The organism is Gammaproteobacteria bacterium, assembly GCA_029882975.1.
GTDB lineage: Bacteria > Pseudomonadota > Gammaproteobacteria > SZUA-152 > SZUA-152 > JAJDNG01.
The window spans coordinates 246,256-259,637 of record JAOUJW010000003.1 but is presented as its reverse complement, the minus strand read 5'-3'; the positions used below and the strand labels follow the sequence as shown (position 1 = coordinate 259,637).

Annotated in this window: 12 protein-coding genes and 1 rRNA gene; 4 read left to right on the top strand and 9 right to left on the bottom strand. The window is 47.9% G+C overall.

What is annotated here, in order from left to right; genetic code table 11:
• Window positions 1–125, bottom strand: a 16S ribosomal RNA gene (locus tag OEY58_04125); the annotation flags it as partial.
• A 392-nt stretch (window positions 126–517) separates the two neighbouring features.
• On the bottom strand, window positions 518–1,714 hold the full coding sequence (gene tyrS, locus OEY58_04120; GenBank protein MDH5324629.1) for a tyrosine--tRNA ligase: 1,197 nt from the start codon (window positions 1,712–1,714) through the stop codon (window positions 518–520).
• A gap of 373 nt (window positions 1,715–2,087) precedes the next feature.
• Here tyrS and OEY58_04115 point away from each other — a divergent pair, with 373 nt between their 5' ends.
• The gene (locus OEY58_04115) at window positions 2,088–3,536 is read left to right on the top strand and encodes a peptidoglycan DD-metalloendopeptidase family protein (protein ID MDH5324628.1); all 1,449 of its coding nucleotides are present in this window, start codon (window positions 2,088–2,090) and stop codon (window positions 3,534–3,536) included.
• Between the two features lie 108 nt (window positions 3,537–3,644).
• Here the strand turns inward: OEY58_04115 and OEY58_04110 are convergent, their stop codons facing one another.
• The 7 genes from OEY58_04110 to OEY58_04080 form a co-directional block, all read right to left on the bottom strand.
• Complete coding sequence (locus tag OEY58_04110) at window positions 3,645–4,799, bottom strand: citrate synthase (GenBank protein ID MDH5324627.1); 1,155 nt, start codon at window positions 4,797–4,799, stop codon at window positions 3,645–3,647.
• A gap of 103 nt (window positions 4,800–4,902) precedes the next feature.
• A complete protein-coding gene (gene erpA / locus OEY58_04105; protein ID MDH5324626.1) occupies window positions 4,903–5,247 on the bottom strand; it encodes an iron-sulfur cluster insertion protein ErpA in 345 nt (114 codons plus the stop codon).
• Between the two features lie 118 nt (window positions 5,248–5,365).
• Entirely contained in the window at window positions 5,366–5,890 is a 525-nt protein-coding gene (locus tag OEY58_04100) for a polymer-forming cytoskeletal protein (GenBank protein MDH5324625.1), read from the bottom strand.
• Between the two features lie 37 nt (window positions 5,891–5,927).
• Window positions 5,928–6,644, bottom strand: a complete 717-nt coding sequence (locus OEY58_04095; protein MDH5324624.1) for a hypothetical protein — start codon at window positions 6,642–6,644, stop codon at window positions 5,928–5,930.
• A 52-nt stretch (window positions 6,645–6,696) separates the two neighbouring features.
• On the bottom strand, window positions 6,697–7,728 hold the full coding sequence (gene argC / locus OEY58_04090; GenBank protein MDH5324623.1) for an N-acetyl-gamma-glutamyl-phosphate reductase: 1,032 nt from the start codon (window positions 7,726–7,728) through the stop codon (window positions 6,697–6,699).
• A gap of 59 nt (window positions 7,729–7,787) precedes the next feature.
• Entirely contained in the window at window positions 7,788–8,741 is a 954-nt protein-coding gene (locus tag OEY58_04085; GenBank protein MDH5324622.1) for a cytochrome c, read from the bottom strand.
• Window positions 8,738–9,949 carry a c-type cytochrome gene (locus tag OEY58_04080; GenBank protein ID MDH5324621.1) on the bottom strand — a complete coding sequence of 404 codons (1,212 nt, stop codon included), beginning with the start codon at window positions 9,947–9,949 and terminating at the stop codon, window positions 8,738–8,740. Before OEY58_04080 ends, OEY58_04085 begins: the two co-directional genes overlap by 4 nt.
• 208 nt (window positions 9,950–10,157) lie before the next feature.
• Here OEY58_04080 and OEY58_04075 point away from each other — a divergent pair, with 208 nt between their 5' ends.
• The 3 genes from OEY58_04075 to OEY58_04065 all read left to right on the top strand — a co-directional run bounded on the left by OEY58_04075 (window position 10,158) and on the right by OEY58_04065 (window position 13,356).
• A complete protein-coding gene (locus OEY58_04075) occupies window positions 10,158–10,961 on the top strand; it encodes a cytochrome c3 family protein (GenBank protein MDH5324620.1) in 804 nt (267 codons plus the stop codon).
• A gap of 64 nt (window positions 10,962–11,025) precedes the next feature.
• Window positions 11,026–12,135: a 6-bladed beta-propeller gene (locus OEY58_04070; GenBank protein MDH5324619.1), complete on the top strand. Its 1,110-nt coding sequence runs from the start codon at window positions 11,026–11,028 to the stop codon at window positions 12,133–12,135.
• A 237-nt stretch (window positions 12,136–12,372) separates the two neighbouring features.
• Window positions 12,373–13,356 (top strand): cytochrome c3 family protein, encoded by a 984-nt coding sequence (locus OEY58_04065; protein ID MDH5324618.1) that lies wholly within the window; start codon window positions 12,373–12,375, stop codon window positions 13,354–13,356.
• Window positions 13,357–13,382 lie beyond the last annotated feature (26 nt).

Here is a 13,382-nt window from a genome sequence, read left to right as displayed (position 1 = left end):
TCCTATGCATTACTCACCCGTCCGCCACTCGTCAGCCAGAGCAAGCTCTGCTGTTACCGTTCGACTTGCATGTGTTAGGCATGCCGCCAGCGTTCAATCTGAGCCAGGATCAAACTCTTCAGTTTAAGAGTTTAGTTACTTTATGGGTAACCAATCCAATGATCCTATTCAAGTATTCACTTACTCGGAATAACTGACTAGGTCACTTTACATAATTGCTTGCAATATAAAGCAAAAATGCAAGTGCCCACACAAATTACCTGATTTCATTGTTAAAGAGCGGGCCGATGATTTGTCATCAGCAAAGACGGACAATTATGACAACTTAAATTTGATCCGTCAACACTTTTAAACTTTTTTTGTATTGCCGCCATTCGGTCAGTCGCAATTCGGTTTAAAGTGTCTCTGCGTTCTCCGTCAGAGAGCGCGCATTATAAGCACATTTCGGAAAGCGTCAAGCTATTTCGAAAAGTTTTTTTAAATAAAATTACAACGCCCCTAAATCAAGCCTTTAAGCCTATTTTACCGTTACTCTGGCAAATCGACGTTTGCCTACTTGTACCACATAGACACCCGCAACAAATTGATATTTGTCATCTTCAACACGTTCGCGATTCACTTTTACAGCCCCTTGTTTCACCATGCGTCTGGCATCAGAGGTACTGGCGGTTAGTCCGGCATCTTTGAGCAGGTTCGAAATGGCGATCCCCCCCTCTTCCAAGACCAGCTCCACTTGCGGCATATCCTCCGGCAATGCATCGCGACTGAACTGGGCAATAAATCCTTCCCTTGCTTTATTAGCCGCTGCGGCACTGTGAAATCTTGTCACAATCTCTTCACCCAGCTTGAATTTAATATCGCGCGGATTGGTACCTTGGGCCACTTCCGTTTTGTATCCTTCTATCTCTTCCAAAGAGCGAAAACTTAACAGTTCGAAATAGCGCCACATCAGGTCATCGGAAATAGACATAATCTTGCCAAACATTTGGTCCGGCGCTTCATTGATACCTATATAGTTGTTTAGCGATTTGGACATTTTTTGTACACCATCCAATCCTTCTAAAATGGGCATTGTGAGTATTACCTGGGATTCCTGCCCATAGTCTTTTTGCAATTCCCGCCCTACCAGCAAATTGAACTTCTGGTCGGTACCACCCAGTTCCACATCTGCTCGCATTGCCACGGAATCATATCCCTGAACCAACGGATACAAAAACTCATGCACGCTAATAGGCATCCCACCTTTATAGCGCTTACTAAAGTCGTCACGCTCCAACATTCTGGCCACCGTGTACCTGGCTGCCAGTTGTATCATATCGGCCGAACTCATTTCATTCATCCAGCTGGAATTGAACATCACCAGGGTTTTAGCAGGATCTAAAATTTTGAAAATTTGCTCTTCGTAGGTTTTGGCATTTTCGATCACCTCATCACGGGTCAAGGGAGGCCTCGTACTGTTTTTTCCAGTAGGGTCACCAATCATGCCGGTAAAGTCTCCAATGAGAAACAAGACTTCATGCCCCAAATCCTGAAACTGGCGCAATTTATTGATGAGCACCGTATGCCCTAAATGCAAATCCGGCGCGGTGGGATCAAACCCTGCCTTTATCCGTAAAGGTTTGTTTCTGGCAAGCTTGGTTTTTAATTCAGCTTCGACCAACAACTCTTCAGCGCCGCGCTTTATTTGCACCAATGATTCTTCAACACTTAACATGAATTTTCCTTCACCGTTAGCTACTTCCCCATCGCGGGGGCTAAAAAAGCCGAATGATAACAGACACACCTATCCACCCAAAACCTACGCCAACTTTAGTTAGCGGACAGACAACCACTTATCGGAAAAATCGACTAACGTATTGCGTCAAACAAAGAGATAATGTATTGGAAAAATAGTCAAAAAACCGACGATTCAACGTCTCTTTATACCATAGAAAGAAAAGAGTCGATGGTCATGTAATAATTTCGTATAAAGCGCCGGTTCCGCTGGTATTACAGTATTTAACCGGCCTATACTAATCGCCACTTAAGGAGCTACTTGGATGGATCTATGACCCTTCAACTCCATATATATCAGTAGTACTAGCGTTATGGCACAACTCTTACGACGAACAAACACCGCATCCAGCAGACCCAACACCGGCTTACCTGGAGCAGCTGACAGAATTCCTGCCAATGGGCGCAAACGTTTAAAACACAAACGTATGTCCGGCGCACACGTGGCTATTTTATTTGCCAGCACTTCTTTATTCAGCATTATCTTTTTCCTCATTTCAGATATCGCAGAAGCAACACGGGTTCCCGGCATTGGCGACGGGTTCACTCCCACGACTTTGAATATGGTCAGCCTGCCTCTGGAAATCCCCAATAACTTTGAACTGCCCGACGAGGAAATAGCGTTACAAGCTTCCGGTTTAGATACCAAGCCCGTGAAGAAAATGCCAAAAATGAAATGGCAGTCTATCACGGTACAGCGAGGAGATACGCTATCCAAGTTGTTCAAGCGTATGCGAATCAAAACCAAGGAACTGCGCGACATTGTCCGTCTGGGCGAACCCACTAAAACCTTAAATCTTATTTCTCCCGGCGAAGAACTGAAGTTTCTTCTGATTAACAACAAACTGCATGAATTGATCTATGAGATCAACGACTCCAGCGCTCTGCATATTACCCGCAAAGGCGATCAGTTCCACGCATCTACCATTACAACTGAGCTGGACAAACGCATAGCACACGCCACAGCGGAGATAACCGGCTCTATGTACGAAGCCGCCTTAGAAGCCGGCATTCCCGGTAGCATGACGATGGAGTTGGTAGGCCTGTTTGACTGGGAATTCGATTTTGTTACCGACGTGCGAGCCGGCGATCGCTTCTCAGTGATTTACGAGGAATACTATTTAGACGGTGAAAAAATAACCAATGGCAATATTCTCGCTGCGGAATACATCAATAACGGCAAACTTTACCGCGCCGTTCGTTATAAAGACCAGAACGGTCATGTGGATTACTACACCCCGGAAGGTATCAGTCTGCGCAAGGCGTTTCTGCGAAACCCTGTAGATTCCACCCGAGTCAGCTCCAAATTCGGTAAACGTTTCCATCCGGTATTAAATCGCCTCCGGGATCACAAAGGCGTGGATTACGCAGCCCCGGTGGGCACTCCCATCAAGGCAAGCGGAGACGGTAAAATCAGCCATCTGGGACACAAAGGCGGATATGGCAATACCGTTATTATCCAGCACGGCGGCAAATATCAGACACTGTACGCTCACTTAGTGAAATTCAAAAAGGGCTTACGTCGCGGTGACCGGGTTAAACAAGGGGAAATCATTGGCTACATCGGCAAAACCGGTTTAGCTACCGGACCGCACTTACATTACGAGTTCCGTGTAGATGGCATCCATCGTAACCCTTTAACCGTAAAATTGCCCGGTGCCGCACCCATTACCTATGAGCAAAAAACCGATTTCAAACTGAACACTCAAGGCTATCTAACCTTATTGAACACCTTAGGTAAGACTTCTGTGGCCAAACTGTAAGGCAAGATTCAGCAGTCACTGGGCAACAAATTTGGGGATAAAAAGGCGGATTGATCAATCCGCCTTTTTATTTTTAACAGATACTTGTCATGCAGCACATCGGACAAGCTAGCGCTTGTCGATGGAAGTGTAGTCTCGAGGCGGTTGGCCGGTATACACCTGTGTCGGCCGGAAGATACGATTGTCCGCCAATTGCTCCCGCCAATGTGCCATCCAACCGGCAGAACGGGCGATAGCAAAGATTGATGTAAACTGATCCGAAGGAATACCCATTTCCGCATAGAGTATTCCTGAGTAAAAATCCACATTTGCGTACACACCTTTGTGTGCCAAACGACCTTCAGCCACCCGCTCTACTTCCAACGCTGTTTCCAATAGGGGATTGGAAGCGCCATGAACCTGCATAAATTCCTCCACCAAACCTTGTAGAATGGTCGCTCTGGGGTCTTTGGTTTTGTACTCTCGATGTCCCATCCCCCAAATAACTTCCTTATTATTTAACTTATTATCAATATAGGCTTCCACTTTATCGGGACTGCCAATTTCTTCCAGCATGGTCAAAACCCGCTCATTGGCACCACCGTGTAAGGGGCCGGACAAGGTACCGATAGCCGAGGCCATGACACTGCACGGACTGGCCAGGGTAGAACCATTAACCAGCATGGCGAATGTGGATGCGTTGATGGTGTGTTCTGCATGTAAAATCAGACACACATCCATAATCTTAGCCAGCAAGGGGTCCGGCTCCTTCCCGTTGAGCATATAGAGAAAATTCTCGGCATAGGATAGATCCGCCCTTGGAGGAATAGGATCGTAACCGTTACGAATATGCTCCCACATGGCCACAATGGTCCCCATGCGGGCGATAATTTTCACGGTCATATTGTGTATGTAGTACAAGTCTTCGCAACGGTCGCTACCGGTGAGGCATTCATTTCCTGGATAAAACATAGCCAAGCTGGCTACAGCCGTTTGCAACATTTCCATAGGATGGCCGGTCGCTGGAAGGTTTTTCATCAACTCCCGAATATTGTATTTAACCAAGCGGTTATCGCGCAGCTGCGCGTCAAAAGAACTGAGCTGATCGGTCGTGGGTAATTCGCCGTCCAGCAGTAACAAGGCGGTTTCCTCAAAAGAACTGTGTTTAGCCAGCTGCTCGATGGGATAGCCACGGTAATACAACTTGCCTTTTTGGCCGTCAATATCGGAAATATTAGATTTCGTGGCTGGAACACCGGCCAATCCCGGCAGGTACTCATTCATTGTCATTGTTAAAAATCCTTATGTAAATTGTGTCAGACGAAAAAAACAGGGGCGACCCGCCCCTGTTTTTTTGCCGGACATAATGCCCGGAAATCTTACCTCATCACACAGAAAATGAAGAACCGCATCCACAGGTGGTACTGGCGTTGGGATTTCGGATAAGAAATTGAGCACCCTGCAGGCCCTCCACATAATCCACCTCAGCTCCCGCCAGATACTGATAACTCATGGGGTCCACTACAAGGCTCACTCCGGAATTTTCGATTTCCGTGTCACCCTCGTTGACTTTCTCGTCAAATTTAAACCCATATTGAAATCCGGCACAGCCACCCCCGGTAATGTAAACCCGAAGCTTAAGTGATTCATTACCCTCTTCTTTTATCAGCGCCCTAACTTTATTGGCGGCATTGTCGGTGAATGTTAACGTCACGTCCGCAGTAGAACTCATGCAAATACCTCCAACTCTATCATCTAATTATAGATAGTGCCTGAAGATGATTTTTCAAGTCAACGCGGAAAAATGTGAACACATGGACCAAATTGTACAACATTTATACAATCGCCACTTATTTGACGCTAAACTGGTACGTCTGGCCCTGATCATCCGGCTCAGCTTCAAATGCCGGTCCTTCCTGTGACTCAGGAATAGAATCCAACACTTTTTCTTCCACTGAAGGTTCCGCTACTGCTTTTTCTTCAATCACCTCGGGGACTACGGTTGCCGGCACCTGTTCTTTGGACAAATGAATCAGGCTGCCATTAACTTCAGCCCCCATAGCCATTTCAATCACTTGATAGTATACGTTGCCGGTCACCCGGGCGTTCGCAGCCAGCTCAATATGTTTGTAAGCGTGCACATCGCCCACGACTTCACCGTTTAAGACAATACTATGCACCTTAACGTTGCCTTCAATACGACCTCTATCGCTGGTGGTGAGTAAAGACTGTTCACTTTCGGCCACCACGCTACCGCGAACTACACCATCAATGTGCAAACCACCGGTAAACATCACATCGCCTTTAATGGTTGTGTTGCCACCGACTAATGAATCTATTTCCGAGGAAATTTTCGCCTTTTTACTTCCGAACATAGGAGGGATTCCTTCTGATGTCAGTTAATGATCAGTCTCAACCGATAATATCGGTCCAGGTAAAATTTTTCTTTATTCGTGTCATGCCTTTATTACTAGGCATCAGGTCCACCAGAACACCCGATGGAACAAAGCCTTTGGGCAACACAATATCCCCCTCCAAATTCTGAAAATACTTAAATTTCAGCTTCAATTCACTTAGCTTACCGCCGGAGACATCTGCCAAACTTAAGGTTTTGTTCGCCCCCTCCATGATTCCTTCCACAAAAATACGAGCTCGACCGGTAACCATCCGACTGTGCTTGTTCACGTGAGTTAACACCAACTTAAAGCGATAGCCATCCGCACTGCCAATGCTGTTTAACTTCAGGCTGGTAACTTTTAGTCCACTCGCCGCTTCTTTGGGGGACAAGATACCTTGGTAAAACGCCACTTGTTGCTTTAGTTCCAACAATTCGGTCTGCAGATCCACCAGGCTGGTTTTTACCTGCGAATAAGCTTGTTTATCAATCTCACCGCCCTGTTTAGCAACCGCGATTTTTTCGCGCAAATCACTATTGCTTCTCCCAAGATCGTAAATATGCTGCTGTAAACGCTGCATTTCCTCACCCATGGTTTCATTGTCATATCCGGCCTTGATGCCGCCAAAACCGAACATGAGCCAACCAAATACCCCTATACTGAACACCGCCAGAAACATTCTGGACCAGTATTTCCATGGCGTAACCGCTTTGATTACCAGTTGTGAACCCATAACTTATTCAGTTTTCAATATTTTTAAAATCACACTTAAAAAATGGTCTTTCTCAGGGTAACAACGCCACCTGATTCAAGCCCGCAGCTTCGTCAAATCCAAACATGATATTCATATTTTGTACCGCTTGCCCCGCAGCGCCTTTGGTTAAATTGTCTATGATGGACAAAATAACCACCATATTGCCTTGTTGCGGCCGGTGTACCGCGATACGACAAGTATTGGAACCTCGCACAGACCGGGTTTCCGGGTGCGAACCGGCAGGCATGACATCAACAAAGACTTCTGAGGCAAAATACTCTGCATATATCGCCTGCAGATCCACACTGAGGTCTTCACAATAGGCATAGAGGCTTGCGTGAATTCCGCGCAGCATGGGAGTCAAATGAGGTACGAACGTTAGACTCACAGTATTGTCGGTTAAGGAGCGCAGTCCTTGAGTGATTTCTGGTAAATGTCGGTGTCCGGCCACAGAATAAGCCTTAAAACTTTCACTGCACTCACCCAACAAGTGCGCCACGCTGGCTTTACGCCCTGCCCCGCTGACACCGGATTTGCAGTCGGCAATCAAACGGTCCGTATCCACCAAGCCATGGCGCAACAAAGGTGCAAAACCCAATTGTACGGAGGTAGGATAACAGCCGGGATTGGCAATCAAACGGGCATTCACAATATCGCTGCGATTTAACTCCGGAAGACCGTAAACTGCTTGCTCCAGCAATTGCGGGCAGGCATGGGGCATTCCATACCATTGCTCCCACTCCGTTTCATTCTTAAGACGAAAATCCGCGGCCAGATCAATTACCCGAACCCCAGCCTGTAGTAATTCGGGAACGGACTTCATGGCAACTCCATTGGGGGTTGCAAAAAAAACCAGATCGCACTCGCTCAGAACGGCTGTATCCGGTTCGGAAAAACACAGCTCGGTATGACCGCGCAGATTGGGAAACATATCCGCTACCGCCATCCCGGCTTCTGTGCGGGAAGTAATCGTATGCAAATGTACCTGCGGATGCTGTACCAATAACCGTAGCAGTTCCACACCGGTGTACCCCGTTCCACCCACTATTCCTACTTTAATCATTGTTCCAATTCTCTTTATTCTCGTTAGATGTGTTTTGTGTCAGTTCCACATTGACACAGTCATTTCAAAGGATGGAAGGCTTTGTTGATATAGGCCACCACGCTGTCTATTTCCTGCTCACTTAACACTGACCGCCAGGCCGACATGGTAGTTCCCTCTATCCCGTTCATCACGACTGCTTTAACGTGCTTTCGTGTCATAGTCGACATTATTTCCGGATCCGTCAAATTCCTTGGATGGGGCTCCAAAAAACTACCAATCCAGTTTTTGCCCGTTCCATCCATGGCGTGACAAAAAGCACAATTAGCCTGAAAAAGACTCTCACCTCTGCGCTCCTGAGAGCTTAAGTCACTCAATAGGGGAGCTTTATCGTGCTTGGCATACGGCGTTGCCCCGGAGCGACTGTCCACCACTGGGCTAGCTGACGCGCTGGGATTTTTGTGGGTATAACGATTGCGCGGAAACGAAACCGCTTTAACGTCCCAAATAACCCCTTCATGCTCCACCCTGGCGCGATCGTGGCAAGTTATGCAGGCGTTCATAAACAAAACCTTACCGACACGCTGTTGCTTTGTCAGCGCGCTTTCCGGTGCATCCAAAGCAATTTGTCCTAGCGCAAAAGGAAAAGCGGCTTGGTATTTCTCATGGTCAGGCCAACCATTTTCAGCGGTATGATAGCGAGTATTGGGGTTACCATTAAGCATAAACTCTATGCGAACAAAATCCACCACAGCCTCAATTTCTCGTGGCGACAACGTGGCTGCGAAACTCTTCATAGCAGTGCCGAAACGGCCCTCAGTGACTGCATCCAGCATTTGATTGCGGGATAAAGCCGAGGGATCGCTGCTGCGAAAATTTCGAGGCCGAGGTGTTAAATAGCTGGCTGCCAAAGTAGCCGCATCGCCGGAATAACCGTGACAGAAATAACAACGAAAGTTGTATATTTTCCGCCCCTGTTCATGCCAATCCCTCGCATCCTCGGGACCGACTGAAGCAGGAACGGAGTGAGCTATTGGGCTTTTTTTTTGCCTGACGTTTGTATAAAGGCCTGAAACACAAACTCAGTCACATCAGCAATTTGTTGTTGATTCAATACCTTACCCCATGCCGGCATTACTGTACCAACACGACCGTGGGTAATACTGTTAAACAAGCGTACCCGGTTCAACATTCGCTGTGAAGCGGAACTGGTAAAGTCTCGCGGTCGTGGCGTGTTAAAGTAAGCTCTTGGGCCGTTGCCGTCACCCTTCACACCGTGGCAAGTAAAACAGTTTTTCATAAAAAACCGACGCCCGTTTTTCACATTACCTTGCAAACCGTTGGGCATAGGTAAACTCATATCAGCCGGTATCGCCTGCGGCAGGGACTGGGGTCCGGCCATGGGGGTATTGGCTTGATGTGGACTGGCTTGATGTGGATTGGCTCGCTGGTGTGGATTAGTCCTTTGGTGGGGGTTGGCACGCTGCGGAATCGCTTGATGCGGGTCGGCCCTTTGATGAGGGTTTCCGCCAGGGACGGTTTGCGGCGCCATACTGAGACTGGTTTGCGGCGTTTTGCCGATAAACTGCCCCTGAATATAGTCCACGACGGCCTCGATTTCGTCACTTTTTAGCTTGGTTGTAAACGACATCATGCCTGTCCCCGGTCGACCGTTGGTGACGGAATGAATCATCCGCTCTCGGGTCAGCTCTTTAGCAGCCTGCGCACTGGTGAAATCTCGCGGCGGTGGATTTAACTGACTGCGGGCCCAGACCGCTGAATTTCCTTTGTCTCCATGACAGACAGAACAAAACTTAGTATATATTTTTGCACCCTTGGGATTTGCAACCGGAGCGGGGCCGTTTGCAACCGGGGTGTTCATAAACCGGGTCCGGATATAGTCCACCACAGCGCTGATTTGGGTTGCGCTCAAGCGATCTCTATGCGGCATCATCCCGGTTCCCGGCCGACCATTGGTCACTGACTGAATCATACGATCGCGTGTAAGCTCCATCGCAGCCTGAACAGTCGTGAAATCTCGTGGCGGCGGATTGAGCCCATTTTGCGCCCGCGTGTCACCATCACCTTTATCTCCATGACAAATGGCGCAGTTGTCGGTATAGATTTTTTCGGCTTCAGACTGTTTTGTAGGGACTTTGTCCGTTTTTTCCGCAGCTAGTACAGAATTTGTACAAATCACAATCCATGTAATATAACTAACAAATATGGTCCTAATAATCATTATATTCCTACAAGATAAATATACGGTTTTTAAGTAAATTGTGGCTTATTTAAAAATTTTACGCTACTCTAAAGTTTGCAGATATTACAATACAATACGAGAGCCATATAGGGATATAAACATATTCGATAAGGACTGAGAAGGAGAAAGGTATCGTATTTGGACAAATCCATACTACTATATATAAACATATTCAGACAAAAGCACTATGAAATATTTAAAACCAAACAATGTTGTTGTAGCTCTTCTGGTTACAGTGTTTGGGATAACAAATGCGGGGGCAGAGGCTATTGTCGGAGATCCGGTTCTAGGGGCGGATGATCCTATATTAGGATCAAAACACGACTTTACCGGACTCAACTCACGGGCAGGTGTTGTTGCCATGGCCGGTGTAGCGTTCTCGGATTACGGTTATTCCTGCGTGTACTGTCATGTTCCACCGGAGGAGGCTGGCGCTCAACCTTCGGATTTCGGCGGAATTCCGGACTGGAACCGGTTTGTCCCGGCCACGGAAAACTACCAGTTTTACGCCGATGCAGGCAGCATGACACTGGACACCAATCCCAACAAACTCAATTCCATCAGCATGCTATGCCTCTCCTGCCACGACGGCACTATGGCAGTGGACATGGTGGTATTTAAGCCGGTGACCTTCGACCCTACCGCGGATTCTGCCATGCATATGCGCATCAATCCCGGTGACAGCATCGAAAACTGCGGTAAATGTCATAACGGCAATGTAGCTCACGATATCACAGTAAAAATGCTGGGAACGGACTTACGTAATGACCACCCCATTTCCATGCGTTACGCCGGTCTTGGATTTACCGACCCGGATTTTGTCCCCGCACCACCTGCCGATCAGTTTAATAACCGTATTTTTCAAAACGGAGTTAAACTGTATAACGATCAAGTGGAGTGCATGACTTGCCATAATGTGCATGATCCTTCAAGAGAACTATTGCTTAGAGCCAATGCTGAGGTATTATGTTTCACCTGTCACATTAAATAACCGGAACCCCGATTATTCGGGGTTCCCTCTTTTGTAATCAGCATACGGAACTAAACGATACATCATGGTCAGACATTCCCCTTTGGCAGGAGCCATTCTTTTAGTCACCTTGGTTTTACAAGCCTGCACAGGCTCCGGTGGACGTGAATTCGAATTCGAGCCACCTGTATTCCCTCCCCCCCCTGAAAAAGCCCGCTTTATTTGGGAACGAACCCTAACCAATAGTCTGGACGTCAAAGAACAGACAGCCATGGACAAACTGAAACAACTGGCCACCGGCAGTGGTGCCAGCGCTTTCGGTTTGGTGAAACCCTGGGGAATCGCCGTGAATCGGGGTCGGGTCTATGTATGCGATACCGTACAACGAGCCGTGCTGCTGTTTGACGCTCCCGGCAAAGATTTCAAACATATTGGCACTGAAGGTGTCGGCCAGCTATTTAAGCCCATCGGCATCGCCGTCAGTCGCGCAGACGGAACCGTCTATGTAGCGGACAATACCGCTAAACGTGTAGTGGCTTTCGATAAAGACGGCGAATATCTACGCGCCATTGGTGGCACTGAGATATTCAAACGCCCCACCGGCGTGACGGTAAGCCCAGACGGCAGTCGTATTTATGTGATAGATAATGGCGGAGTAGAAACCGATGAGCATAAAATGCACATTTTCGATGCCATCAACGGCCATTTAATTAAGACGGTGGGGGTCCGAGGCAAAGAACTGGGTGAATTTAACTTACCCTTACAAGCCGCCGCATCCCCTGACGGAACCATACATGTGGTAGACGGAGGAAATTTCAGAGTCCAGTCCTTCGACAGTAACGGCGGTTTCATTAGCTCATTTGGCTCTATAGGCACCCGCAGCGGTCAGTTTTCCCGCCCCAAAGGGATAGCCACAGACACTTCCGGCAATATATACGTGGTGGATTCTTCTTTTGGCAACTTCCAAATCTTCAGCGGTACCGGAGAGTTACTGTTGTTCGTCGGAGAACGCAGCTTCAAGGGGGGCCCTGCCGCCTACATGTTACCTACCGGTATAGCCGTGGATGAAGATGGCCGAGTTTATGTAGCAGACCAGTATTATAAAAAAGTGGACGTTTACCGGCCCGCTGATTTACCTCCTGGGCAAGGTTTCTTCGCCCCTGTCAGCAACAAAAAGAAACGCAGTAGACGATAACCGACAGACACATCAGAATCTGTCCTACAATCGTAGACGCGATCTAAGTTATTGAATTTATTTGTTGACAAGTATAAAGCATCTCAGTTAATTTACTCCACAATCGGACAGGAGCTACTATAATAAACCATTTAGTAGTAGTTTGATTCGCGCCAGATCCTAGAATTTGGCACATAAGTTTATAATCAGCGAACAAGGAAGTTTGACGCGGTAAAGTTCGCTTTCAGGGAGAGACTGATGAAGCACTTAGTAAGGTCTTTGACTTTCTGGGCGTTGTTGTGCGTGGTAATCACTGCTTTTGCGGACGGCTGGAGCCCCGCCACAAGAGCCCCTAACACCGACAGCATATCCAAAACACGACATAACCTCACCATGTCCTACTTACCTGCCATTACCGGTGGCGGCGCTATTATGGACAATGCTCGCAACAACTACGGCGAAATCTGTGTCTATTGCCACACCCCGCATGGAACCAATACTACAGTGGACGCCTTGCCCCTTTGGAACCGCACGATTAATACCGGAACCTACACTATTTACGACAAGCCCAGAACTTTGGATCGCCCTATCGGCCAACCGGGCCCCAATTCTTTGACTTGCTTGTCCTGCCACGATGGCACCATAGCCATAGACTCTATTATTAATATGCCCGGTTCCGGCAATTACAGCGAAGCCCAAAAGACCAGCATGAATCCTTCCTTTCTGGATACCTGGCCCAACGCAGCCGCGGTACACGCCACAATGGGGCCCTCCCCGGGAACCGGACCGGCAAACGACCAAAGCTGTATGTACTGCCACAGTACCGACCCTACTGCGGCCGCCCAGAGTCTGCCATTTAATGCGTTTGCTTTAGGCACGGACTTACGTGATGACCACCCCATCGGTATCTTGTTTCCCACAGTATTTGAGCCCGGAGTGGATTTTAATGAACCCAACTTGATTTACCGCACTCCAGGCGGAGCCCAAATGCAGGTGTTCGACCTCAATTCCAACGGCTATCCAGACAAAGACGAACCCCGCCTCTACGATACAGGAGAGGGTTTTGAGGTGGAATGTGCCTCCTGTCACGACCCTCATGGTGTACCATCCGGCGGTCCCGGCTCTACTTTTAATCCTAGCTTTTTAAGAGTGAACAATGGTGTCGTGGGAGACCATCAAGGTACTTTGGGAATTGTCAGCAATAGCGGCAGTGCTCTTTGTCTGACTTGTCACGCTAAGTAAGCCCGAAATCCTATTGGAAACAGCAG

Coding starts and splice junctions, on each gene's coding strand:
- OEY58_04095 (MDH5324624.1), bottom strand. CDS start 6,644: ATGGGTTCACAACTGGTAATCAAAGCGGTTACGCCATGGAAATACTGG.
- OEY58_04100 (MDH5324625.1), bottom strand. CDS start 5,890: ATGTTCGGAAGTAAAAAGGCGAAAATTTCCTCGGAAATAGATTCATTA.
- erpA (MDH5324626.1), bottom strand. CDS start 5,247: ATGAGTTCTACTGCGGACGTGACGTTAACATTCACCGACAATGCCGCC.
- OEY58_04110 (MDH5324627.1), bottom strand. CDS start 4,799: ATGAATGAGTACCTGCCGGGATTGGCCGGTGTTCCAGCCACGAAATCT.
- tyrS (MDH5324629.1), bottom strand. CDS start 1,714: ATGTTAAGTGTTGAAGAATCATTGGTGCAAATAAAGCGCGGCGCTGAA.
- OEY58_04070 (MDH5324619.1), top strand. CDS start 11,026: ATGGTCAGACATTCCCCTTTGGCAGGAGCCATTCTTTTAGTCACCTTG.
- OEY58_04080 (MDH5324621.1), bottom strand. CDS start 9,949: ATGATTATTAGGACCATATTTGTTAGTTATATTACATGGATTGTGATT.
- OEY58_04075 (MDH5324620.1), top strand. CDS start 10,158: ATGAAATATTTAAAACCAAACAATGTTGTTGTAGCTCTTCTGGTTACA.
- OEY58_04115 (MDH5324628.1), top strand. CDS start 2,088: ATGGCACAACTCTTACGACGAACAAACACCGCATCCAGCAGACCCAAC.
- OEY58_04065 (MDH5324618.1), top strand. CDS start 12,373: ATGAAGCACTTAGTAAGGTCTTTGACTTTCTGGGCGTTGTTGTGCGTG.
- argC (MDH5324623.1), bottom strand. CDS start 7,728: ATGATTAAAGTAGGAATAGTGGGTGGAACGGGGTACACCGGTGTGGAA.